The sequence below is a fragment of the Ensifer sp. Root954 genome (genome assembly GCF_001429005.1).
Taxonomy (GTDB): domain Bacteria; phylum Pseudomonadota; class Alphaproteobacteria; order Rhizobiales; family Rhizobiaceae; genus Ensifer; species Ensifer adhaerens.
Map to the genome: position 1 here is coordinate 31873 of NZ_LMJM01000015.1, position 23003 is coordinate 54875.

General features: G+C 60.3%; 24 protein-coding genes. 7 read left to right on the forward strand and 17 right to left on the reverse strand.

Features of this window, described 5'->3' with window-relative positions; genetic code table 11:
• Positions 1-151: 151 nt before the first annotated feature.
• A complete protein-coding gene (locus ASE71_RS09055) occupies positions 152-1543 on the forward strand; it encodes a lipopolysaccharide biosynthesis protein (protein ID WP_060518384.1) in 1392 nt (463 codons plus the stop codon).
• Positions 1540-2814, forward strand: coding sequence for a GNAT family N-acetyltransferase (locus ASE71_RS09060; protein ID WP_034797746.1), 1275 nt, complete (start codon positions 1540-1542; stop codon positions 2812-2814). Before ASE71_RS09055 ends, ASE71_RS09060 begins: the two co-directional genes overlap by 4 nt.
• 84 nt (positions 2815-2898) lie before the next feature.
• Here the strand turns inward: ASE71_RS09060 and ASE71_RS09065 are convergent, their stop codons facing one another.
• Positions 2899-4560 carry an AMP-binding protein gene (locus tag ASE71_RS09065; protein ID WP_060518386.1) on the reverse strand — a complete coding sequence of 554 codons (1662 nt, stop codon included), beginning with the start codon at positions 4558-4560 and terminating at the stop codon, positions 2899-2901.
• 496 nt (positions 4561-5056) lie between these two features.
• Between ASE71_RS09065 and ASE71_RS09070 the strand changes: the two genes are divergently transcribed.
• A complete protein-coding gene (locus tag ASE71_RS09070) occupies positions 5057-6163 on the forward strand; it encodes a protein kinase domain-containing protein (RefSeq protein WP_060518388.1) in 1107 nt (368 codons plus the stop codon).
• Positions 6164-6263: 100 nt separating this feature from the next.
• Positions 6264-7706, forward strand: a complete 1443-nt coding sequence (locus ASE71_RS09075; protein WP_162251839.1) for a tetratricopeptide repeat protein — start codon at positions 6264-6266, stop codon at positions 7704-7706.
• Between the two features lie 185 nt (positions 7707-7891).
• Here the strand turns inward: ASE71_RS09075 and ASE71_RS09080 are convergent, their stop codons facing one another.
• On the reverse strand, positions 7892-8731 hold the full coding sequence (locus tag ASE71_RS09080; protein WP_060518392.1) for a DNA adenine methylase: 840 nt from the start codon (positions 8729-8731) through the stop codon (positions 7892-7894).
• A gap of 195 nt (positions 8732-8926) precedes the next feature.
• Entirely contained in the window at positions 8927-9910 is a 984-nt protein-coding gene (gene ligD / locus ASE71_RS09085; RefSeq protein ID WP_060518394.1) for a non-homologous end-joining DNA ligase, read from the reverse strand.
• A 57-nt stretch (positions 9911-9967) separates the two neighbouring features.
• On the opposite strand from ligD, the gene ASE71_RS09090 reads away from it, so the two are divergent.
• The gene (locus ASE71_RS09090; RefSeq protein WP_060518396.1) at positions 9968-10231 is read left to right on the forward strand and encodes a hypothetical protein; all 264 of its coding nucleotides are present in this window, start codon (positions 9968-9970) and stop codon (positions 10229-10231) included.
• A 1-nt stretch (position 10232) separates the two neighbouring features.
• Here the strand turns inward: ASE71_RS09090 and ASE71_RS09095 are convergent, their stop codons facing one another.
• The 6 genes from ASE71_RS09095 to ASE71_RS09115 all read right to left on the reverse strand — a co-directional run bounded on the left by ASE71_RS09095 (position 10233) and on the right by ASE71_RS09115 (position 13413).
• Positions 10233-10526 (reverse strand): hypothetical protein, encoded by a 294-nt coding sequence (locus tag ASE71_RS09095; protein ID WP_060518398.1) that lies wholly within the window; start codon positions 10524-10526, stop codon positions 10233-10235.
• A 353-nt stretch (positions 10527-10879) separates the two neighbouring features.
• Entirely contained in the window at positions 10880-11737 is an 858-nt protein-coding gene (locus ASE71_RS09100) for a hypothetical protein (RefSeq protein WP_060518402.1), read from the reverse strand.
• A gap of 98 nt (positions 11738-11835) precedes the next feature.
• The gene (locus tag ASE71_RS09105; protein ID WP_060518404.1) at positions 11836-12162 is read right to left on the reverse strand and encodes a phage holin family protein; all 327 of its coding nucleotides are present in this window, start codon (positions 12160-12162) and stop codon (positions 11836-11838) included.
• A 1-nt stretch (position 12163) separates the two neighbouring features.
• On the reverse strand, positions 12164-12409 hold the full coding sequence (locus ASE71_RS36880; protein ID WP_082566312.1) for a hypothetical protein: 246 nt from the start codon (positions 12407-12409) through the stop codon (positions 12164-12166).
• Positions 12306-12524, reverse strand: a complete 219-nt coding sequence (locus ASE71_RS09110) for a hypothetical protein (RefSeq protein ID WP_060518406.1) — start codon at positions 12522-12524, stop codon at positions 12306-12308. Before ASE71_RS09110 ends, ASE71_RS36880 begins: the two co-directional genes overlap by 104 nt.
• A gap of 1 nt (position 12525) precedes the next feature.
• Entirely contained in the window at positions 12526-13413 is an 888-nt protein-coding gene (locus tag ASE71_RS09115; RefSeq protein ID WP_060518408.1) for a hypothetical protein, read from the reverse strand.
• A gap of 251 nt (positions 13414-13664) precedes the next feature.
• Here ASE71_RS09115 and ASE71_RS09120 point away from each other — a divergent pair, with 251 nt between their 5' ends.
• Positions 13665-13919 carry a hypothetical protein gene (locus tag ASE71_RS09120; protein ID WP_060518410.1) on the forward strand — a complete coding sequence of 85 codons (255 nt, stop codon included), beginning with the start codon at positions 13665-13667 and terminating at the stop codon, positions 13917-13919.
• A 6-nt stretch (positions 13920-13925) separates the two neighbouring features.
• Here ASE71_RS09120 and ASE71_RS09125 read toward each other — a convergent pair whose 3' ends face one another.
• Positions 13926-14405 (reverse strand): NUDIX hydrolase, encoded by a 480-nt coding sequence (locus ASE71_RS09125; RefSeq protein WP_060518412.1) that lies wholly within the window; start codon positions 14403-14405, stop codon positions 13926-13928.
• Positions 14406-14828: 423 nt separating this feature from the next.
• On the opposite strand from ASE71_RS09125, the gene ASE71_RS09130 reads away from it, so the two are divergent.
• The gene (locus ASE71_RS09130) at positions 14829-15296 is read left to right on the forward strand and encodes a hypothetical protein (RefSeq protein ID WP_060518414.1); all 468 of its coding nucleotides are present in this window, start codon (positions 14829-14831) and stop codon (positions 15294-15296) included.
• A gap of 115 nt (positions 15297-15411) precedes the next feature.
• Here the strand turns inward: ASE71_RS09130 and ASE71_RS09135 are convergent, their stop codons facing one another.
• The 7 genes from ASE71_RS09135 to ASE71_RS09165 are packed head-to-tail and all read right to left on the reverse strand — an operon-like array spanning position 15412 to position 22991.
• Positions 15412-15942 (reverse strand): hypothetical protein, encoded by a 531-nt coding sequence (locus tag ASE71_RS09135; protein WP_060518416.1) that lies wholly within the window; start codon positions 15940-15942, stop codon positions 15412-15414.
• 10 nt (positions 15943-15952) lie between these two features.
• Complete coding sequence (locus ASE71_RS09140) at positions 15953-17146, reverse strand: hypothetical protein (protein ID WP_060518419.1); 1194 nt, start codon at positions 17144-17146, stop codon at positions 15953-15955.
• 12 nt (positions 17147-17158) lie between these two features.
• The gene (locus tag ASE71_RS09145) at positions 17159-18697 is read right to left on the reverse strand and encodes a hypothetical protein (protein ID WP_060518420.1); all 1539 of its coding nucleotides are present in this window, start codon (positions 18695-18697) and stop codon (positions 17159-17161) included.
• Complete coding sequence (locus ASE71_RS09150; RefSeq protein WP_060518422.1) at positions 18697-21324, reverse strand: DUF1983 domain-containing protein; 2628 nt, start codon at positions 21322-21324, stop codon at positions 18697-18699. The genes ASE71_RS09145 and ASE71_RS09150 overlap by 1 nt, the downstream gene beginning before the upstream one ends.
• Complete coding sequence (locus ASE71_RS09155) at positions 21325-21732, reverse strand: DUF6950 family protein (protein ID WP_060518424.1); 408 nt, start codon at positions 21730-21732, stop codon at positions 21325-21327.
• Positions 21733-22377 (reverse strand): DUF2163 domain-containing protein, encoded by a 645-nt coding sequence (locus ASE71_RS09160; protein WP_060518425.1) that lies wholly within the window; start codon positions 22375-22377, stop codon positions 21733-21735. It abuts the gene before it with no gap.
• Complete coding sequence (locus tag ASE71_RS09165) at positions 22374-22991, reverse strand: hypothetical protein (protein WP_060518427.1); 618 nt, start codon at positions 22989-22991, stop codon at positions 22374-22376. The genes ASE71_RS09160 and ASE71_RS09165 overlap by 4 nt, the downstream gene beginning before the upstream one ends.
• Between the last annotated feature and the right edge of the window lie 12 nt (positions 22992-23003).

The following is a 23003-nucleotide window of genomic DNA, read 5'->3' on the forward strand; positions in this document are numbered from 1 at the left end:
CCGCTCGCTGTCCTCAATCGGCATGGTTGCCCCCATTCCTTACAACCGCGCTGCACCCTTTGTTAACGCTGTTCTGGCAGTACTGAAACCCTGTATTGCGTAATCTCAGGGTGTTCTCGTGTTCATGGCGGTATGTCAAACGGCCGGACGAATGCTGCCGTCGGCACTGAGACACCGCCTGTCCGCAATAATCGCCGGGCTTCTCCCCATCCTGACCAGTTCGGACGCCAAGAACGCCGCGCGCCGCATGGCGCTCGTCGCCTTTTCGGTTCGCATCGTCAGCGCCGCCATCGCCTTTCTGTCGCAGATCATCCTCGCGCGGCTGATGGGCGAGTTCGAATATGGCATCTTCGTCTTCGTCTGGGTGCTGGTCATCCTGTTCGGCAGCCTCTCCTGCGTCGGCTTCCACTCGGTCGTCATCCGCTTCCTGCCGGAATACCAGGCATCGGCGGCCATGGACGAAATCCGCGGCGTGACGACGACGGTGCGCATCTTCGCACTTTCCTCCGCCACCACGGTCGCCGTCCTCGGCCTTGCCGGCCTCTGGTTCTTTTCCAGGCACATCGAGGCCTATTACCTTGTGCCCCTCTATCTCGGCCTCTTCACCCTGCCGATGATCTCGCTGGGCGACGTCATGGACGGAACGGCGCGTGCCCATGGCTGGCCGATTGCCGCGATGAGCCCCACCTTCATCATCCGGCCGCTGCTCGTGCTCGTTTTCATGGTGCTCGCCGTCACCGCAGGCGCGCCCCACACCGCGCAAACCGCCATGATGGCAGCCATGGCCGCGGCCTATGTCACCAGTGTCTCGCAGTTTCTCGCGCTCACCTACCGTCTTCGCTCGCGCTATGTTCCGGGACCGCGACGCATCGAGCTTCGCCGTTGGCTCAAGGTCTCGATCCCCGTCTTCCTGGTCGATGGCTTCGGCTTCCTGCTGACCAATTCCGATGTGGTGATCGTCGGCCTCTACCTGGAGCCGGACGACGTCGCGATCTATTTCGCTGCCGCCAAGACCATGGCGCTTGTGCATTTCGTCATGTTCGCGGTCAAGGCAGCCGCGGGCCCGCGCGTCTCCAACGCGATGGCCCGCGATCCCGGCCATATCCCCGGCATCGCGATCGAAAGCGCCCGCTGGGCCTTCTGGCCGTCGCTTCTGGTCGGCGCGCTGGTGCTACTGGCAGGGCCGTTCCTGCTTTCGCTCTTCGGCCCGGCCTTCGTCACCGGGCTGCCGCTGATGATGGTGCTTTTCGCGGGCATCCTCGCCAAGGCTTTCGTCGGCCCGGCCGAAACGCTGTTGACGATGGCCGGCCAGCAGACGCTGTGCGTGATCCTCTACGCCGGCGCGCTGGTGGTCAACATCGCACTCAACCTCAGCCTCATCCCTCTTTTCGGACTGAACGGTGCTGCTTTTGCAACCGCTGGTGCTATGTTCGTAGAGGCGATGCTGCTGCACCTCGCCGTCCGGCGTACCTTCGGCTTTGCACTCTTTGCCTTCGCAAGAGCGCGGGCCGGCAATGAAAACAACGGGGCTGTCCATCCATGATCGGCAATACCAATCTTCCGAGCGATGCAAACAGCCGGGCCGCACGGGTTCTCGGCGGTCTGGCGCAGGACGGCGAAAGCGGACCGACCGCAGAGCATCTGATCGAGGTCGGACGTCCCGGACGGCATCTTGCCATCTATCCGGCAAGGGCCGGCTACGAGTTGCAGCGCGAACTCGACTTTCTGTCGAACCGGGCGCTGGAGCCGAACGTCTTCTTCACCGGACGCTTCCTGGCGCCGGCCATGCCACGCCTGGAAGAGCGAGTCATCCGGCTCGCGATCATGCGCGACAACGACGAGCGCCGCAGCCGGCTGCGTTTCCTGATGCCGTTCTCGATCGAAAAGCCCGGCTTCTCGATCGGCGCGCCGATCATTCGCGCCTGGTCGAACCCGTTCGGACCACTGGGCGTGCCACTGCTCGACGCCGAGGATGCGGCCGAGACCATCGACAACCTGTTCGAAGCCTTTGCCGCGCCGGCAACCGGGCTGCCCTCGATCCTGGTGCTGCCCGACATGCGGCTCAACGGCAAGGTCGCCCGCCTCACCCGCGCCGTCGCCATCGGCCGCAACCTGCCTCTGACGGTGACCGACACCTTCAGCCGGCCGATGCTCGAAAGCCTGCTCGACGGCCCGACCTACCTGCGCAAGGCAATCAGCCCGGCGCATTTCCGCGAACTGCGGCGGCAGTGGAACAATCTCGAAAAAGAGGGCGAGCTCGTCTATTCGGTCGCCCGTCAGCCCGCCGACGTCCGCCTGCGCATGGAGGAATTCCTGGCGCTGGAAGCATCCGGCTGGAAGGGCAAGGCGCGCAGCGCCATGGTGCTCGACCGCTTCCGGGCCGCCTTTGCCCGCGAGGCGATCACCAATCTGGCCGACGGCGACAGCGTGCGCATCCACACGCTCGATCTCGACGGCAAGGCGATCGCCTCGATGGTCGTCTTCCTGATGTCGGGCGAGGCCTATACCTGGAAGACGGCCTATGACGAGCGCTATGCCAGGTTCTCGCCGGGCAAACTGCTTCTCGCCGAACTGACGGAATGGCATCTCGACGACGCCAACATCGCCCGCTCCGATTCCTGCGCGGTGCCGGACCACCCGATCATGAGCCGTTTCTGGCAGGAGCGCGAAGACATGGGCACGATGGTGATCGGCCTGCAGCAGACCCGAGACCGCGAAGTGCGCCAGGTGGCAGCCCAGCTCCACCTCTATCGCAACACCCGCAACATGGCGCGGATCCTGCGCGACAAAATCAAGGCGCTTGCCGGACGCTAGAGCGGGATGAGGAACAAGGGTGCGCCGTTTTCCGCCCGCATCCTGCTCCGGCCAATTCAAATCAATCGCGCGGCGGCCGAGGGACTACGACGCTTCGGAAACCTCGATCGCCCCGCGCGCTTCCGCCGCCGCCTCCTCGCGCAGGAACCGTCTGATCACCTTGCCCGAGGTCGTCAGCGGCAGGCTGTCGACGAAGGCGATCTCGCGCGGATACTCGTGCATCGAGAGCCGGGTCTTCACCCACTCGCGGATGGAGGTTGCCACACGCGCGTCGCCAACGACGCCCGGCCGTAGCACGACATAGGCCTTGACGATCTCGGTGCGCACCGGATCGGGCTTGCCGACAGCGGCGGCCAATTGCACGTCCGGATGGCCGGCGAGGCAATCCTCGATCTCGCCCGGGCCGATGCGATAGCCCGACGAGGTGATGACGTCGTCGTCACGCCCGAAGAAGGTGAAATAGCCCTCCTCGTCCATCACGCCCTGATCGCCTGTCGTCATCCAGTCGCCGATGAACTTCTTCTCCGTCGCCGCCGCGTTGCCCCAGTAGCCGAGGAACATCACCGGGTCCGGCCGCTTCACCGCCACCTGCCCGACGCTGCCGGCCGGCAGTTCGCGGCCTTCGCCGTCGATGATCGCCACCCGGTGGCCGGGTGCGGCCTTGCCCATCGACCCCGGCTTGACGACGCCGAGATCGGCGGCTGACGAAATGACGATGTTGCACTCGGTCTGGCCGTAGAACTCGCTGACCTCGAGACCGAGCGCCGCCTTTGCCCATTCATAGGTCTCGCGGCCGAGGGACTCGCCAGCCGAGCCGATGGTTCGGAGATTAAGCCGATAGCGCTCGCGCGGATTCTCGACCGCCTTCATCAGCCTGAGCGCCGTCGGCGGAATGAAGGCATTGCGCACGTCCATTTCTTCCAGGATGCGAAAGGCGGTATGCGGGTCGAACTTCTGCGCCGGCGACGACACGACGGGTACGCCGTGCAGCAGCGACGGTAACAGCGCGTTGAGCAGCCCTCCCGCCCAGGCCCAGTCGGCCGGCGTCCACATGCGGTCACCCGGCTGCGGCAGGAAGTGATGGTGAAACTCGAAGCCCGGCAGATGGCCGAGCAGCACCCGGTGCCCGTGCAGTGCCCCCTTCGGCGGCCCTGTCGTGCCTGACGTATAGATCATCAAGGCCGGATCGTCGGGGCCGGTATCGGCCGCAACAAAGCCAGAGGGATCACCCGACGCCAAGTCAGAGAAGACAATCGTGCCCGGACGCGGCTGATCATCCGCCAGCACCACCAGCCGCAAGTCAGGCAGCCGCTCACGGATCGCCGCGATGCGTTCATAGCCAAAGCCGTTGGTGATGACAGCCGCCACGCCGGCGTCGCGCAGCCGGTATTCGAGCGCCTCGACGCCGAAGAGCAGTGCCAGCGGCAGCGCGATGGCACCGTGCTTATAGATCGCTGCATGGGCAATCGCCGTCTCGAACCCCTGCGGCAACAGGATCGCCACCCGTTCGCCGGGCATGATACCCTCCCGCGTCAGCCCCTTGGCAAAGGCCGAGGATTGCCGGGCGAATTGACGATAGGTCAGCGATTGATGCGCACCGCCAGGATCGAAATGCTGGAGACAGACACGCTCCGGCGCCCGCTCAGCCCAGGCGTCGCTGACGGCAACGCCGATGTTGAACTTTTCCGGAATCTGCCAGCGGAAGGCGCGGTAGAGTTCGTCGTAGGTCTCTATTCTCGGTAACATGACGCTGCCATGACAGTTTTGTGCTGCAGCGCAACTAACACCTTCGCAAGCGACAGTTCAATGACTGCGGCGGCGTTCAGGCATGTCGGACTATAGATGTGAAGAAAGTGTATGTGGTGGTGCCCCATGCCGAAGCAAGGTAATGGCCTCAAATCAACGGCTTGCCGCCGTGTGAGACAAATGGCTGGATGCAATTTCATTATGTTTTTCATGGTCCATGTCTCACTGCTCGACCCCAGGTTTGAATGGTAGTGCTGGCCCGTCTCACGGCATCCCCCCGTTTTTCGATCCACCGATCCGTCTCGTAGCTTTTGCCGCGCGTGTCTCGCTCGCCGCGCGTCATTCGGCCTTGCAGCAGCCCACTTGTAGTCCCTGAGGGAACGGACGCCGAAAGAAACCCTTCGCCGTACTATCAATTTCCGTTGACATGGTGGGTTGCCGTACTCAACTAGTGCTTGAGGAAGAACCCATAAAATTAGCCAGTCATTGGAGAGTGATGGTGGACAGATTTGCATATCCGGATGACCACAAAGAGAGCGTCTTGGAAGACTTGCAAGGCGCTGAACTGCCGGGTGGATGGAAAGTGACCCAGCGCCTGTCACGGAAATCCTTTCAATCCGGATCCTGCTTCTCGGTCGGATACATCGCCGAGAAAGGCAATGAACGAGCCTTCATGAAGGCGTTTGATTTCTGGGATGCGCTCAAAAAAGATGACCCGATTGCTGCCCTCAATGAGCTCACCCAAACGTACCTTTTCGAGCGTGAACTGCTCGAAATGTGTGGGGCAGCGAAGATGACGAAGGTTGTAAGGGCCATCTCCAACGGGACAGTTGCGGACGCCCGCGCGCCTCTAGGCAGCATCTTCTATCTTCTATTTGAACTTGCAGACGGTGACGTGCGGACGCAACTCGTAGAGCAAAAGAGAGATTTTGCTTGGCGTATGCGGTCTCTCCATCATATCGGGGTTGCGCTACAACAGCTTCATCAAAGGGGAATATACCACCAAGACCTAAAGCCATCTAACGTTCTCGTATTCACTGACGAGTCGAAGCTTGGCGATCTCGGTCGCGCGCATTGTGTAAACAAGGCGGCTCCTCACGATGCAGCTCAAATACCTGGCGCTTTTCGCTATGCTCCACCGGAGTTGCTGTATGGATCACCAATGTCGGATGCGCTAGCTCAGAAGCGGTCGAATGATCTTTATCTGTTTGGATCTATGATGTGCTTCTTTGTATCCGGCATGCCTGTGACTCCGTTTCTGCTAACCAAATTAGACCAGCAGTACCGACCGTTTATCAGCCACGGCGGATGGCGCGGTTTCTATCGTGATGCTCTTCCTTTTCTTATCGTCTCGTATGAGGATGTAATTTCCGATGTACGAGATGTCCTGACGGACGAATTGCCAAAGTCTGACGGAACAAATCGTATCATTACCGACTTCATCCAGCTTCTGCGCTACGCCACCAATCCGGACCCTCAACTCAGGGGCCACCCTGCCAACCGGAGAATGGCATATGGGAACAGCCTTGGTCTCGAACGATTTGTGAGTTCCGTCGATTTGATAGCAACCCGCGTCAGTATATTGAGTAAGTCACATGCATGAGCAGCCCGAAGAAGTTGCGCGTAAGGTAATTCCTCGATGGCGAATGCTGTCTCACACTCCGGCTGCGGAGCTCCAAGCCAACGGGACAAGCAACAGGCCTTTGCTCATTGATACGTCGGTTGAGCTAAGCGAAGTATCTGCCACCTTCGAACGCGACCGAAATGTCGCCCACGCGATGGAACTGCTTTTTCTCCGCCCGTTGACTGAGCCCAGCCAAACAATGGTTGCTGCAGCTCGTCTAGTTCTTGAAACTATGGATCTACCCAAGGCCGTGTACACCTCGGCCAAGTCGGTATTGGGGATGCAGCAGAGGCCCATAGTCCCGGACGACGAGCCGACAAATCTCATCAGGCTTTTCCGAAATGAGCTTCGCCTAAATCCGAGGAACTCGGTGGCCCATGTTGAATTGGCTCGATCATGGGCCACCACAGGGAAACCCGAAAAGGCACGCGATCACTTTCGGATCGCTTTGAGCTTGGCGCCGACGAGCAGATTTGTGCTTCGAGCCGCCGCACGATTCTTCGTGCACCTCGGTACACCCGAATATGCATGGCGGGTAATGAAGGACGCTGCAAAGTATGATCCTTGGGTCGCGGCCGCGAGCATTTCGGTAGCACAGCTGACCAATCTCCCTATGCCCCGCTCCCGCGAATTGGTGGGAATGATTGAGCGGGTGGCTGATCCGCAGCAGACGAGCGAACTCGCTGCAGCACTGGCGACAGCCGAACTTGAGGCCGGCAATGTCAAACGCGCGAAAAAGCTATTTCGGGAAAGTGCGCTTGCTCCCACTGATAACGTTGTTGCGCAGCTTGAATGGGCCTGGAACCGACACGGAATAACGTTCGACAATGCCCTTTTGCAGAAGGAGTTAGCTTTTGAGGCACGCGCGGCCCACCTTGCAAAAGACGAGCAGTGGAGCGGAGTGGTCGATGCCTGTGAAATGTGGCTTCAAGACGAACCGTTTTCGGTGCGCCCCGCTTTCGAAGGGGGATTCGTAGCTTCGGAATTGCTTCACGATACGCAAAAAGCCCTCGAATTCGTCCGCCGAGGACTATTGGCGAACCCCTACGACCCGGGCCTGTTAAACAACTATGCGTTCTTTCTCGCGCATCAAGGTGACCTTGATGCCGCAGGACGAACACTGGCACAAGCGCGAAAGCTTGTAATTGAACAGCGCTCCCTTATTAGCATCGACGCGACGCAGGGCTTTATCGAATTTCGGAGAGGTAATCACGACGCGGGCGCCCAATTGTATGGTGTTGCGATTGATCGAGCGAACAAACTCGGAATGGTCAAAGCCAAACAGCTTGCGTTCATCCGATACGTCACCGAAGAAGTGCGCGCCGGAACGCTAGTCGATCCCGAGTGGATAGACAAAATTCGACGGACATACAGTTCCCCAAAGATAGACGACCAAATTAAAGCAGTTTTCAAAGCACAATTTGAACCCGCGATTAAGGAAGCCGAAATCCATCGTTCAATCGCAGCTGCACAGGCTGCAACCCGAGCGTTCCTTGAGACATGGAACACGCTCCAAAAGTGACCCGAGCCTGATGATATCATCGCCAGCATGTAGTCTGGAGGCGGGCCACCTAAAGTGACTAAAATCAAAGACTTATGCAAAGGCTGGACACTCGACTGTCCAGCCGTTTCATTATGTTTTTTCCCAACAGTGTCCAGCCCCTACACAAGGCCCGGCCTCACAGCTGGGCCGTCGGATCGGCCCGCTTACCTCACCGGCAGGTTCTGTATCGCCGGCTGCTTGCCATCCATAATCACCACCTCTCCAACCTCCTTCCCCTCGCCGCCGGTGACGGTGTAGGTCAAATCGACGCGCGCGATCGGAAACGCTGAGAAGATCTCGCGAACTTCGGGCCGATCGTTAAGCGAGATCATGAAGCGCCCTTTGATCGTCGCCAGCCGATCCGCCATCTCAGCAAACCGCGAACGCGTGAAGGCATCCTTCCCATAGTCCGCTTCGTTGCCGAAGTACGGCGGGTCCAGGTAGAAGAGTACGCCCGGCCGGTCGTATCGATCGATGAACTCTCGCCAATCGAGGCTCTCGATCACCACGCCGCTCAGCCTCTCATGCACTTCCTCCAAGACGATGCCGAGTCGGCCGATGTTGAACCGCGCTGGCCCGGTCGTGTCGACGCCGAATGATCGGCCCGTGATCTTACCGCCGAATGCCAGGCGCTGCAGGTAGAGGAAACGGGCAGCACGTTCGAGGTCCGTCAAAGTCGACGGATCAGTCGCCGCGAGCCGCTCGAACTCGCGTCGGGAGGTAAGTTGGAATTTCATCACTTCCATGAACTGCGGATAGTGCCGCTGCAGGATGCGGAAAAGCGTGATCACGTCTCCGGAGCGATCGTTAATCACTTCCGCCCTCGGGATCAGCGATCGGCGTAGGAACACTCCGCCCATACCGACGAAAGGCTCGGCATAGAGCGAATGCGGGATCTGCTCAATCATCGAGGCGATGCGTGCCGCGAGTTGCTTTTTGCCGCCGAGGTAAGCCGCCGGCGGGGACACGGGCCGAACGGCCGTGAACTGAAAACTGTCTTGCATTGTCGAGGACCATTTTTTCTGGCACACCGCCGAGCGCCTGCGCAGGCAGCGGGTGTGGCAATAATCCGGTCAGGATTGCCAGGCGGGAACGACGCCAATCAGCTCCGCCGTTGCAGCTCTAGGGCTGCGACCACCCGTGGCCGGGCAGCCAAAGGCCGGAGGGCATGCCCTCCGGCCAATCTCATTTACGCACCGTTACAGGTCGCGATTGATTTCGAAGACTTCGGTGGGTCCTTCCATCTCGCGCACGCCCTTGAAAGAAGGGTGCCGAAGCTTTCCGTCTTGCGTCCAGGCGCGATACTCGACGTCCGCGACGAGCAGCGGCCGCGCGAACACGGCGCCCTTGCGCTTCAGGGCTACCGGCGGTCGATCGGCCGGGATCGCGTTGAGCAACTCGCGAAGCGTCATCGATTCCTGATTGCTCCACCCTGTGCCGCAACCTCCGACGTAGACGAAATCATCGCCCTTCCTCGCGGCCAGCAGCAGCCTCCCAATAGCGCCTGGCATGGTCGACGGCTCGTAACCGACGATCACAAAAGTATCGCGTCGAACGCATTTGATCTTCAGCCATTCCGGCCGGCGACCAGAGCGATAGGGCTTATCCCGACGCTTCGCGATGATACCTTCAAGGCCGAGCTCGCATGCGACGCGGAAGAACTCGGCGCCGTCGGCGTGCACCTCCTCCGAGAAGCGTATCGCGCCAATCCTTCCAGAGACGATCGGTTCGAGCAGTTGCCGGCGTTCGACAAGCGGCATCATCCGGAGGTCTTGGCCGTCGAGGTAGAGAAGGTCGAAGGCATAGAAGATGATCTCGGCGGCATCGTGCAGGCTCGGACGCCTCCCGACGGCGCGCTGCAGCAAACCAAAATCGGAGCGGCCCTGGTCGTCGAGCACGACCGCCTCGCCGTCGATGATCATGGTCGTATGGCCGAGCTCGCGCGCTTCGGCGACGATCGAGCCGAACTTCTTGGACCAATCGTAGCCGCCCCGAGTGATCGCCCTCACCTCGCCGGGCTCGACATGGACAGCCAGGCGGTACCCGTCCCACTTTACCTCGAAGGTCCATTCCGGACCTTTCGGCGGCTTGTCGACGAGCGTAGCAACGCAAGGATCGACGCGACGGGGCATCGGCTCGGACAATGTCGCGGGAACAGATTTCTTTCTGAGCGTTTTAGCCATGACGAATTAACGCATGAAACAGCGAAAACGTCTAAGCTGGAGCACCGGAGGAAGATAATGCCGAAGTCATCGATTTTTGCGTCGCCGAAGAGGAAAGACTCGTACCCCGATCGGGATCTGGATTGCCAGTTAGCGCTTGAGGAAATCTTCCACGCGGTAGTCGAGGAAGCTGAGGACGCCGGCTGGTCTGAGCGAGAAGTCTGCGACGCCCTAATCGAACTCGCGCATAACCACTGGCTCGCGCTCGACGCCAAAGATACGATGTTCGAAGATGCGGTCGGCGTGATCCTTCGAAAGCCGAAGGCACCCCTGCTCAATTGACCTATTCGCCCTGCATCCGTCGCAGGCACCAATCCCGATAGGTCTCGACCATCTCGGTGGCCTCGCGCGCAGTATCGCAATAGCCTTGGTTCGGCGTGGGTGGCGATCCTTTAAAGGTCCGGGGGACAGACCCGGCCCAGTTCCAGCGGCCAGCCGTCGGGCCGCCCATTTCTTTCCGGATGCGGCCGATGTAGCCGAGGCCGTCGAAGCCGAGCCAATCGAAATCGGTCGGCGGGTCGTTGGAGTCCAGTTCGGTGCGGCGCCACTGGTAACGGGGCTGGTAGGGCTCGGTCATAATCTAGGATGTGATCGCGACACGGATAAAATCAAGCGAGTGCATTGGTCGGTTTACGGTCAAAAACGCGAAACCTGTTGACGCGATCTAAAGAACTGTGGCCTATCCAAGGTGATATCATTACGTGATCGGCCCTACGAAACAGGCTTGAACATTCGCCTCGGAGCCACATCTGCTTTGTTCATGAGCACAAAGTTATGGCGCCTGGTCGCGACCACCGCGGAAGTGGTAATCACGATCGGGCTGACATGGTTGATTATGGAAGCGGTCACCGCGCTTGCCGGACGCCCTGTCGCGTGGCTTGTCGGCGGCGTAGCGCTCGCCGTTGTAGTCGGATTACTGCTCCGGCGCGACTAGATTTCCATTTCCTGCTGGTTAGGCGCCGGCACCACTTCAAGAACCTCCTCGACGATCCGCTCTTTAACATGCCAGACCTCGTCGATCATTTCTTCCTTCACGGTGAGCTTGACCTTTAGAACGATGCCAGCCGCCATCGGCAATTCGCGACCAGCCAACACACGCTGGACAAAGTCCGCATCCTTGACGGTCGCGCCGAACTCGACTTGGCCAGATCGGAACTTCCACTTTCGCGGACCTTCCACAAGTACCGGGCTAATCAACGTCAAAGTTTGGACGCCCGTGGTAGTCCGGGCGCTGGTTACTTCTTGAGTCTCTGAGATCGAGCGGCTGCGCTCCTGAAACTGCGAGCGAGGTACCACGTAACGGGGTTTCTTATCCTTGTTCGTGGTGACGCCGACGCCTCGCACGGCGGGGTCTTTTTCAAGCTCCTTGAAGATGTCACCGACCTGTCGAGCGCCGACTTTGCCTTCACAGATTTTTGCTACCTGTTCCGACATCTCTTTAATCTGTTCTTCAGATAGCTGCAGAGCCTGCTCGTCGCCCTTTATCTGATCAAGAATGGCGGAATAGACGTAGCTTGCAGTTTCCGCCCCGAACCAGGTCAATAGCGCAAACGCGATCGCCTGCAACCTCACGCGGTTCATCGGGCCGATTGCGCTGATGATCGAATTAAGCGACAGGCTTCCTTCAGTGCCGCTCTCCAGCTCAACACGGATTACAGCGCCGGGATCCAAGACAAACGCGATTTCTTTGACCGCAGCATCGAAGGCCAGCGCCGCCTTTGCCACGACCTCCAAGTCAGCCTTTTGCCCTTCATTCAGATCAAGGTAGAGACAAATCGCCTGCTGCACGTCATTCCCCCAGTTACTTCCCAGGGGAATGTGTTAACACATCGAAGGTGAATTAAAAGTAGTGAAATACTCTGTCACAACGCAGCATCTTCCGTTGCTCAGCCCCTCTCCACCTTCGCCCCGAACCACCGCATGAACAGCACCTCGGAACCACGCGGACCGAGGTAGGCAAGCGCGGCTATCATGCCGGTTGCCATCGGCTGCCCGAGAGCAAGCCAGGTCGCCAGCCCTTCCCCGATGAAAGCCATGCCGACCGCGATCGGCATTTCCCAAAGTAATTCCTTGCCAAAAAACTTGCGTCGCATCTTTCGCACCTCGTTTGTGTGCCACATGAGGCGACCGGCGAAGACTGCGATAAGGGTGGTCGCCGCGCCGCCGAACCAGGCATTGAGCAGCTCGATAAGTGACGTGTACTTGTCCTGCATGTCAGCGATTTTCCCCGTGCCGCTCGCATTCCGCCTTTGCCCAGATCGCCGCCGCGCAGATGCCGACGGCGGTCCGATCTATCTTTCTCTGATCTTCCGGTGTCGCCCCTCGCGCACCGACTAGGTCTGTCCCGACAATACTTCTAAGGGCCGTCACACTCGCCGGCGCGGAAGTTCCACAGCCCGCCAGCATCAAGGCAGGAATCGTAATCAATGCGCTTCGAATGAGCGCGGCTCGCCGCTTCATTGTTCTGCCTTTCAATCTTGGTGATGACCGACCGGGCGCCGTCCTCACGGATCTCGGCAACCAGCCACACGATGCCGGCGAGCACGAGCCCGCCGGCGAGGATACGCGGCCACATGTCAGCGGGCCGGCGCGCGGTTCACAGACCAGCGGCCGGTGAGGAACATGAAAGCCGCGATCGAGCCGATAACGATCAGGAGCGCAGCAATCCCGAAGGCATAAGGATTGTTGACGCCGAGCACCGCCGAAAGGCCAGCGCCGCCGAAGAGCCCGCCAACAGTCGTGACCGCCGTGCCACTCCTCTCGACCGGCATATCGTCGGCCTTCGCCGCTTCGGGCTTCACGTCCGGCAGTTCGGCCGCCGTTCGCGCCACCTCGAGCGCGTCGAGGAAGTTGCGATAATAGCCCGCGATCAGCTTCGCCTTGTCGGTTCCGTTGACGATCTTGCGGGCGCCGACGGGATCGTTGTCGACTTGGTTGAAATAGTCGGCGAGCTTCATGCCGGTGAACATGCCGCCGATCATGCCGTCTAACAGGATGCGGATTGCGGTTACCATATCGGCCGCCTTCTCCGGCGTCTTGGCGAGGCCGAACTTGTCATAGTTCTCCTTGCCGGTGATCTGCGGCAGGCCCCGGCCGCGATAGCGCCAGCCGTCGTCAGGCCCGGTATTGCCCATCCGGCCGCCATAGACCTTGTTGGCCAGCTTGCGCGGGTTTCGGGCGAAGGGCTTGGCGCTGGCGATCGTCGGGAAGCGAGACGGCCACACCTGCGTGAGACGCTCGGCCGAGTAGCTGAGGTTTTCGGTCACCGGCTGCATCCTGCCGCCGGTCTCGTGAAAGACGGTCGCCAGCATGTAAGCGAGCCACCGGTTGTCGATCACCTTGCCGGTTGATTGCCGCCGATCCCACTCGTCCAGGATGGCATTCATGCCGTCAATCTGGGATAGCATCAGGCGGCCGCCAAAAGGCGCGCGCCTCGCATAGGCGAGGAACGTCGTTCTGTTCATCGGGTTTTCCTTCGGTTGGGGGAGTGATAGATAGTTGTGATGTGCGCGCGGAGGGAGCCGTGGATTGCTCAAACAGCTTCGAAATTCAGTGCCTGACGTGCAGCGGGCGCGAGAGGGTTACTTTGGCTCAGATGGAGACCAGGGAGCTGGTTCAGTGCCCCCATTGCGGCACTACCCGCAGCATGCAAAAAGAAGACATTCTGGAAATCTGTCATGACGCGACAAAAATGACGCGACAAAGGCTGTGACAAATGTCGTTGGTCAAGCTCGGACGGGCGCGGCTCTCCCTGGTCTTGCCTCATCACCGTGAACAGTTGCGAGCCGCCAGGAACCCGACGCTTTACGATCTGTTCGAGTCTTACGCGTTGGCCGCGCAGACCCTCGACAATCTGCTGAAGGAGCACCCCCGCCGCGAGGAATTGATCAACGAGTATCAGGCGCTGTGCCTGGACATGCAGTCCGAAGTCGTATCACTCCTGGACCGGATTGAATTGCAAAGTCACTAAGGAACTCTACCGCGCGAGGCCGGCCACGCGGCTCAACAATCCCTTGAGTTCGGGCTCAGCAACCATCGATGCCGCCTCCGCCGGCGCCATCCAGGCAAGCTTCCGCTGCCGGCGCTCGGGAAATCGCTTCTTCGTCCGCTTTACTTGCACGAGATGAACCTCGACCACGGACGGCAGCTTACTGCCATCATCCAGCGCTTTGATGTAGGTGTAGTAGCCAAAGGCCCTCTTCTTGGCGCGGCCCTTGACGCCAGCCTCTTCCCAAGCCTCGCGCTCCGCGACCTCGTGAGGTGAAAGCCCCTTGATCGGCCATCCTTTGGGGATGGTCCAGCGTCCGGTCTCTCGGGTTGTGATCAATAGGACTTCGTATTCACCAGGATGTTCCCCACGCACACAAAGCGCACCGAACTGCTCCACGGCACCACCGCTAAGGATGGTCTGCACGTGGCGCGTGAGGCGGGAGAGATGGGACAGCGCTCTCTTCATTCGCAGAAATTTGGAGCGAAGTTTGATTCCCGGCAAGTGGGTGACGACATCGACAGAGAGCTAAATTATCGCGGTTTGCCGCTGTCTCTACCTCGACCTTGGCATTCAACACCGTGATCATCATGGGTCTCGGTTTGCTTAGGCATCCACCTGCGCCTAGACATCCTCGCTCGGCATGATGCCGGCTGGGACCGACAGCCGCCAAGGGGTCGCGCGCCTCATATAGGCTAGGAACGTCGTTCTATTCATAGGTTATTTCGTTTACTTCTGAGAAAAGCGCATTGGCCAAATGCCGCAGGATGCGGAAAAAGATTCGCCAAGTGCGCCTTAGCGGCGCATACTCCGCCCATCGCGGGACACTAGAACGGGCTCCGGCGACTGAGAGATCATAAGCGCTTTCGCCCTAAGTGGAGGAGTTGCGCTATGCTCGATCAAACGCAATCCGGATACATTCTTCCTGAAGGTTTTACTGTCATCGCCACGGCCTTCGAAAAGGTCGTCAACGATCGCAACCTCGGTCGTCAGAGCGACGAGGCAGATTGTCTCGCTCGTCGGGCCGTCAGCCTTTACATGAGTGGAACCCGCGACGAGCGGGCGCTTGAACTAGGCCTGAGAAATGCCTGCCGGCACGCCTTTGATCACTCCTCGCGTCACGCCGGCAGCAGCACCCAGGTCGTGGATCTGCTGCCGGAGTTGGTGTCATGGGCACGGAGTCTAACGGGATCGCCGGAGGGAGCCACAAGTCTCACCGAACGAACACTTGAATATGCGATCGATCATATGTCCGAATTCGTTGACACGTCGGACGTAAGAGGATGGCTGGTGCGGGTGATGGTAGAACTTCGCCTCGGTCGCAGCCGACGCCGGCCCAGGTCCCACGATGAGCTATGACTGGAATGGCGCCCGCGGGCGCCTAAAAGATCGTACGATTTGGAACGGCCGTCGCCCTGGCGGCTTTGGTGATGTCGGTTGCGGCTCAGGTGGTGATGCGATCGATTGAGGTGACCTAAATCTTCAGCGCTTCAGCCCACATCGTTTCGAACTGCTCGGCCAAGATCCCGAGCTGGGTCGCGATCGTAACGAGAAGCGGATGGTCGCGCTTGAACTCACCGGCATATTGCCACTCGATCCGAGCCTTCTCTTTTTCCGGGCCATCCGGCAGCGCGTCGATCGCCGCCTCAACCTGGGCAAGGGCAAAGCCGTTATTGACGAGGCCGAGCCGCAGTTGCCTTGCCGTCAACGGCTGATTTTTCTCGAATTCGACCTGCTCCTGCGCAATCCTGATCAAGGTTTGAGCTTCGCGGGCTTCGGCGTCCGGCGCGGTTGCGGCGCGAATGATGGTATCGTCATCGCCGCTAAGGAGCCGGCCTTCGCTTGCAGCGGCCTCGCGCTCGAACCTGACGAGCTGGTCACGGGCGGAATTGACGACGCTTCGTGCCACCGAGTTGAGAGCGAACTGGGCGCCGCCGCTTCGATAGACATGTGCCAGCGCCTTCTCATCCTCTGGCGACGTTTCAAGATTGACGATGTACCCCATGGGGACCTCCTTAGAACTGAATGAATTCGATGCTCAAGCTTGAGTTTTCCAAGCTCATCACAGTTGAACCAGTGATGCCGCACCAAGTGATGTAGGAGTTGGCGTTCGTGTAGGCGATCACCGACCGGGTCATGCTGACCCACGCATTTGTCGGGCAGTACATAGCCACCCACGAATTGCCGTTTACGCCCAGACCGAACACGGATGGCGACGGCGAGTTTACGACAGCGCAAGCGGTGAACCTGTACCACCCTGCGACCGGGATATGCACGGCGCGACCGCCGATGCCGGGATTGCCGCCGATGGTGAACGCCGAGCCGCTGCCGCCTCGTACGAAGTCGAAGCCGAACGTCGAGCCTAGGATCCCGTGATGCTGCCCCGCGCCGAGGGTTGCTACCCCCTGTCCCGCATAGCCGTGCATCAGAGGGTTTTCCTTCGTTTCCACGATCCCGTAGCGGCGATTGAAAATCACCGGTGTACCAAGATATCCGCCGGCGTCGTCGTAGCGATTAAGGTTTAGGTTCGCACCTTGGTTGCTTCCCGGTTCACCGATGCCATAGCCTGCTTTGTACAACGCCCACCTGCTGGACGTGGCGCCGCCAACCGCCCCGGTTTGCCAGTAGTAGCCGCTGTCATCATTGGCAGGACCCAGCGCATGCAGGTTCTTGGCAACCATTCCTGCTTGAGCGGAGATGTTACCCGTAGCGATGACGTTCCCGTTGATCGTCCCGCCGCCCGTCGAAAGCGCGCCGATCTTGTTGCGCCAAGCGGCCGCATCGCCAAGCGCCAGCGCTTCGCGGCTGAAGGTTGACAGCGCCGCCCAGGCCATCGTGGTTGGCCCGGTCGTGTAAGCAATCTTGTCTGCGCCCATTGAGGCAGACAAGGACGCCAACCCGGAAAGGGAGGCGCTATCGAGCCGCTGCAGATATGTCGAAAGCGCCTGAGCGTTGGCGACGGTCTGCTGGCCGTAGGCCGTGTCGCGCATGATCGCATAGGAGAAGGTGCCGCTTGCGCCCTTCCATTTGATCGCCGCCGTGATCTGCGTGTTGCTGTCCACCGTGAGGATCGGGAGCGGATTGCCGTCTGCCTCGACGTAAAGCGTACCGCCGGCGATCAAGGCAGTCTGCCAGGCCGTGCCGACACCGGTCACCACGGCGCTGCCGTTCGTCAGGGTGATCGACCCTGTCGTGTAAGGAGTGGTCATGTTGGGAGCTTCCTAGGCTGGAATGCCGAAAACGTAGTAACGGATGCCGGTCGGCGGGTAGGCGCCTTCAGTGCGCCACGTACCGGGGCTGTCATTGCGATTGTAGTAGTCGCCCACATTACCCCTGAAGGTGTGGAACCGGGCGTTATTGGCGGTCAGTTCGCAGTAGCTGCTTTCCCCGGCATGGCCCTGGCCGTTGTAGATGTATTTCAGCCGCTTGATGAACGGCAGCCGATACATCGCCTGCCAGCTCCCGAAGACGGTAAAGCCAAGCGTCTGATTGCCTCCCGACCCGTGGGCGGTGATGTACTTGACCAGCGGGAACATGCCGTTGCCGTCAAAAGGTACGTCGACGACAACATCGTTCCCGGCCGCCACATTGAAGAAGCCTTCGGCCAGGATCTGCACCTGCGGCCATCGGCTGTCGATGATGATGTCGGCCCAGGATGGCGGGTTGGCCGCGCCTGGTCGCAGGAACTGCACAACATTGACGCCGCCCTCATTGAATTGCCGCAGGACCTTGTTGCTGCCACCCGTCGGCGCGCTGTTATCCTCCAGATAGAGCATGAAGCGCGCGCGCATCGACTGGCTCGCGTCGAAGTAGATTTTCGTCCCATCGAACCAGTATTCCGCCCCGAAATCGAGATTGACCGGTGACGACGGGTAATTGATCACCGACCCCGTATAAAAATGCACGTCGAGCGCGACCATGTCCGGAAGCGCGATGCCGGTTTCGTAGAAGCTGACGCCGGCAGGAAGCGCGATGTCTCCTGCGGCTATCACCTTGACCGGCAACCTGATGCTATCGAACGCGAGCTGCTGCACGGTCGCCGTGTCGACGTTGTATCCCGGCTTGGCGATTTTCATCGCCTGCGCGCTGATTTTGATCGTCTTGGTGCCGTTCGGCGCCAGCGGCGGCGCCTCGTCGAGCGCGTCGCTGTTGCCCGGCAGGTTCCACACCACCAACCGCTTATCGCGCGACTGGAACTTGTTGAAAGCATCTATCGTGTCGAAGCGGGTGATCTGTGCGATCGTGCCATAGGCCATTGTGCCGTATTGACTGACGGAACCGGTAAAGCCCTGCATCCAGCCGATCTGGCGCGCGTTGCCGACTTCATAGAAGCCACCTTGGCCGCGGTAATATGCACCGCTGTCAGTCCAGGCGACCATCTGCTGATTGAAGCGGTTACTGCCGTTGCCCTTCTTTGCTTTCCAGTCGAAGAGCGGCACGTTGTATCGCAAAGTCGGGAACGCCGAGTTGCGATAGTGCCAATCGCTTTTGCCGCTGCCCGAGCCCTCGCATTTCTGGTAGTTGCCCGAGTTCGCGCCCGCCGGGTGATAGTAATACGCGGCCGAGTCGTTGAGGCCAGGCCGCGAGATGACGTTGCAAAGCTCCATGTCGGCTATGTTCGCCTGCACAGAGAACTTGCTGTTGTAGAGGAACTTGCGACGATCACTGTCCGGCGTGGTGCGCGGATCGTCGGCGTTGTTCTTCATGATCTTGATGCAGGCGGCACCCGTACTGTCGATGCCGATCATGGTGCGAACCATCAGCTATAAAACTCCAGGGTTTCGGCGATGAGGTTGAAGTCGACCCTGCCATTGGGGGAAAGAAACCGGCCGGCCCGGATCAGCCCCACATTAAGAACGTTCAGCCGGAGCTCGCCGTTCTCGAACACAAAAGGCAGGAACGCCGAACTGCCAGGGTTCCACACGACGAACTGGTCGGCCTTTACCGCGAAGCGTGATTTCAGCACGCTGCTCTCGGTGTAGATCTCGACATAGAACCCGCTATCCTTGAACGTGTCGTTCAGGTTCGCGCGTAGCATCACCGAGAAACGGGCGTTGACCCCCGACTGATCGGCAGCCGCTTCAAACCTCACCAGCCCGCCGGCAAAGCGACTGTTCATGTCAGCGCTGACGGCCTGAGTGGTTGACGCAAGGGCGCTGTCAGCCGTTGCCCGCGTCAGCTCCTCAGTCGCTAACCGGGCGAGATTGCTATCCACCTCCGCATCAAGCGAGACGATGCGACTGCTGAGGGCGGCGTCGGCCGTAGCCCTTGCGGTCTCTTCCACGATCAGACGCGCGAGGTTGCTGCCGACCGATGCCGAAAGCGCCGTGTAAAGCTGCGACAGCGCCTCGTCTTGAGACGCACGCACGCGTTGCTCCATGACGATTTGAGCGAACGCATCGCCGACCGCCGCCTTCAACTCCTGCCGCTTGACTTCACCCACGGCTCCATCGAGCGAAAAGGCCGTCGTCAACTCTTCAAGGCGCTGCCAGACGCCGTTGAATTCGCCTTGCAGTTCTTCGAAGCGGTTCTTCACGTCCTCGCCGAGGCGACCAAGGCCGATTTCCAGATCCGCATTGCCGCCGTCGACCGACTTCACGGTGATAGGCGCCACCCAGTTGGTCGGACGATCCGCAAGCAGCCTGTAGCGGAACTCGTAATCGGTCAGGCTAAGAATACCCTCCTGCAGGAAGGTCACCGTGCCGTCGCTTGCCGACACCTGCTTGGAAAACTTGTTGGCAGGCTCCGCCTTGATCCACCACTCGAAGGTTATGCCCGTCACGGTCATGTCAACGATCGGCGCCCACGCGATGCGGAAGGCCGGATAAGACCGACCATCAGCGCCGACAGCCTTCACGCCGATGACGCTGAAATCCTGCAGCTCGCTCAGATAGACGGGCTCACCAGGCGGTAGCGGAATGACCGGAGCCACCACACCGACGCCGTCATAGATCGCGCCGTCACGCTCCTGCAGCGACAGCGCCACGTTGCGCGGCCCATCGCTCGTCAACGCGCGAATGGCGCGCGCCTGCACCATGTAGACGCGATTGCCGTATCGAGCAGAATTCCAGCGCACCCAATCGCCCGCCTTGATCGTCTGGAACCGAGGGCGAAGCACGATGTCTGCCGTCGCTTCGTAGCGGTTCTCATTGAAGTAGATCGACGCCAACTGGTTTGCCTGCGCCTTGTAAGGCACGGTCGGAAAGTCGAGCGGCACGTCGCGCGTGCGGCGATCGAGCGCCACATAGGCCGGGTTCGTCTGCACGTCGTAACCGGCCGGCGACCACATATTGGCCGGCTCCGGATAGGTGCCCGAAACGATGTTGACGAGATCCGCCATCGAGCGCCGGCGCTGATACCGCACCGGCTCCCCGGAGACCAGGTCGTCGTCGGTGAATGTCTCGACGATCGGCTGATCGGTTCCGACGAGCGGCCACGAGCCTTCGACGCTGTCGATGACGATACCGCCGCAAGCGCGCATGACGGCCTCGATGTTGTCGCCATGGTCGACGTCCGCATCAAACATCACCGAGCAGCGATAGCGCTTGCCGTGATCCGTCGCCTCGTCGCAGATGTTGGCCGCCATCGCATAGCGATCGAACGGAAGATCCGCCGCATCCATGCCCATGCCGCAGAACATGTCGTCGTTGACCGAGAAGCCGCGCCGGTAATTGTATTCAGCCAGGATCGGGCTTTCGGTGAACTCATACGTCGAGTAGACGCCCCAGCGATGCGGGCCAGATCCACCGGCCGTGGAATCCTTGCGGATGTCATAGAGACGGGCACCGCGTATCTCGAAAAAGAAGTCCGGAAACTGCCCAAGCTTCTCGCTGTCATAGGTCAGGCTGACCTTGATCCAGGCAATGCCCGTGCCGATGTGGTCTGCCGTCCAACGACCAGGCGGATTGGCGTTTGCCACCATGCCGGCATCAGCCGCCGTCTGCGTGCCGTCGTAGAAGGTGAAGACCATCAAACCCGCGTAAGTGCCGCTGACGACGCGGTAGCTCTTCGCATGCGGGATCGACGGCAAAATCTCCTCGAGCTGCAGCAGCGCACCGCCGGCCCAGATCCGCGACAGGCCATCGCACGGAAAATCAGCAAGTGTGTAGGCTTGCTCCAGGTACTTGTTCGACGAGCCGTACGTGTTGACGTAAGTGTCGTGCCCCGACAGCCCGACCAGTCCGCACGCCACCTTGCGGCTGACATTCTCGCCATACTGCCGTTCGAACTCGACGCCGCCGACCTGCTTCTGGTTCTTCTTGGCGCGCCGTTCCTCCATCTTCCCAACGATGAGATTGAGGCCAACGGCGATCACCATCTTGCCGACGATGCCGATCGAACCGATCGCGCTGACGATGCCGCCGATGATCGGAGCAAGGAAGCCCATTTATTCCACCCTGAAAGCTGCTGTCACGGCGCTTGCCGGAATGAACTCGACCGCGCCACCATGGGCACGCGTCATGAAACCAAGGACGGTGAAGACACCGCCGGAGAAGGCGCCGTCGCGCTCGATCACGCCTATGTCGCCGCGCTGCGCCATCACTGGCGAGATCTCCGAAAACCGCGCCGCGAACGCTTCCCGGACATTGGCGAAGCCGTGTCGGCGCAACGCCTTTGCCGCGCCCGTCTCTGTCCGATAGCTTCGTGCCTTCGGATACATCACAGCACCCGTCAGCGCTTCGACCGCGTCATCCGGAATGACGAAGCAATCGGAGACGCCCCAATCAGACGGCAACACCTGATGCTTCGCCACAACCGCGTTGAGGCGTTTTTCCCAACCAGAAATGCGAGACATTCAAAGCCCCTTGAAGCCTATGGCCCGAGCAGCACCTGCAGCGGCGTTCTTGGCTGTGTTGACGGCCGATCCGACGACGCGCCCCCATGCGATATCGACGCGGCCTGCGGTGGCCGCGTGCTCGAAGAACCGATCGCCGGGATCTCGGCGCTGCTGGTCGACGAGCGTGCGCTTTCGACCGTTGCGACGACTATAATCGAGCTGCCGCCCCTCGCATTTCGCTTCGAGATAATAGCCGCGCGTGTCGTCGGCATAGTGCTCGATGATATCGAGGTATCCCCGCGCAACGGGCTCGATCTGGATCAGCGCCAGCGTATCCGGATGAAAGTGCGCGTCGTAAACGACGACAGGCCGATCGCGGTAATCTTCGTTCTCGATCTGCGTCAGGACCGCCGGCGTGAGCCCGTCATCCTTGCTCTCAGCCAGGCGCAACGTGAAGCCACCATCGGCGGCCGTCCCGGTGCCTCCGCCTATCTCCGAGACTTCCAACAGGCCGAACGGTCGATAGGTGACGCCGCCAAAGTCGAGCGGCTCCCTTCTGGCAATAAAGCCGTAGACGCCCGACCCGAGTGTCACGCGCACCATCTGCCGCGTCGAGATCCTGCCCTGGTCGTAAAGGTCTTTGATCTCTTGTGACAGTGTCATTGGCTTTCCCGCAACTGAAACGAGACATTGTAGCGATGGCTGGCTTTCGGAGCCTGAAAGCTGCCGGGAACCGGCCTCATGATCAGGGCTGGACGTGCAAACCGCACAACTGCGCCGGCCTGCGTGACGACGCCCTGCGGCGGTGGCTCGATGGTGATTTGCCGCGCAGTGCCAGCGCCAGAAACATCGGCCACGCGGCCGATGTGGTATCGGCCGAGACGCTCAAGGCCGATCCGATCGCCGATCGACAAGGCGAGCGCGGGATCGACGCCGGAAACGTCGAGCACATTGCCGTTGGTGATGGAGACCAGCACGCCGGCAACGTCCGCCGGCGCGTGGTTCGCGCGGTGGAGCCGAGGGTAACAATCCCAAGGATGGCGGAACAACACGGCCCGCAACCCTTCACGCAAAGACAGCCACCATGCCTCAACCGCCGAATACTCGGAATAGAGCAACGGCCTGGTGACCATGGATGCCTGCCATGCGGCGTCTTCCACCTGCGTGTAGTTGATGAGCCGCGCCCCGGAGGGCGAGGCCTTGACGGGATCCGCCAGCATGACATCAGCGGTCACGAAGCCGACTTCGGGCAGCTCGCGAGGAAATACGATCGCCATTTCTGAAAACGA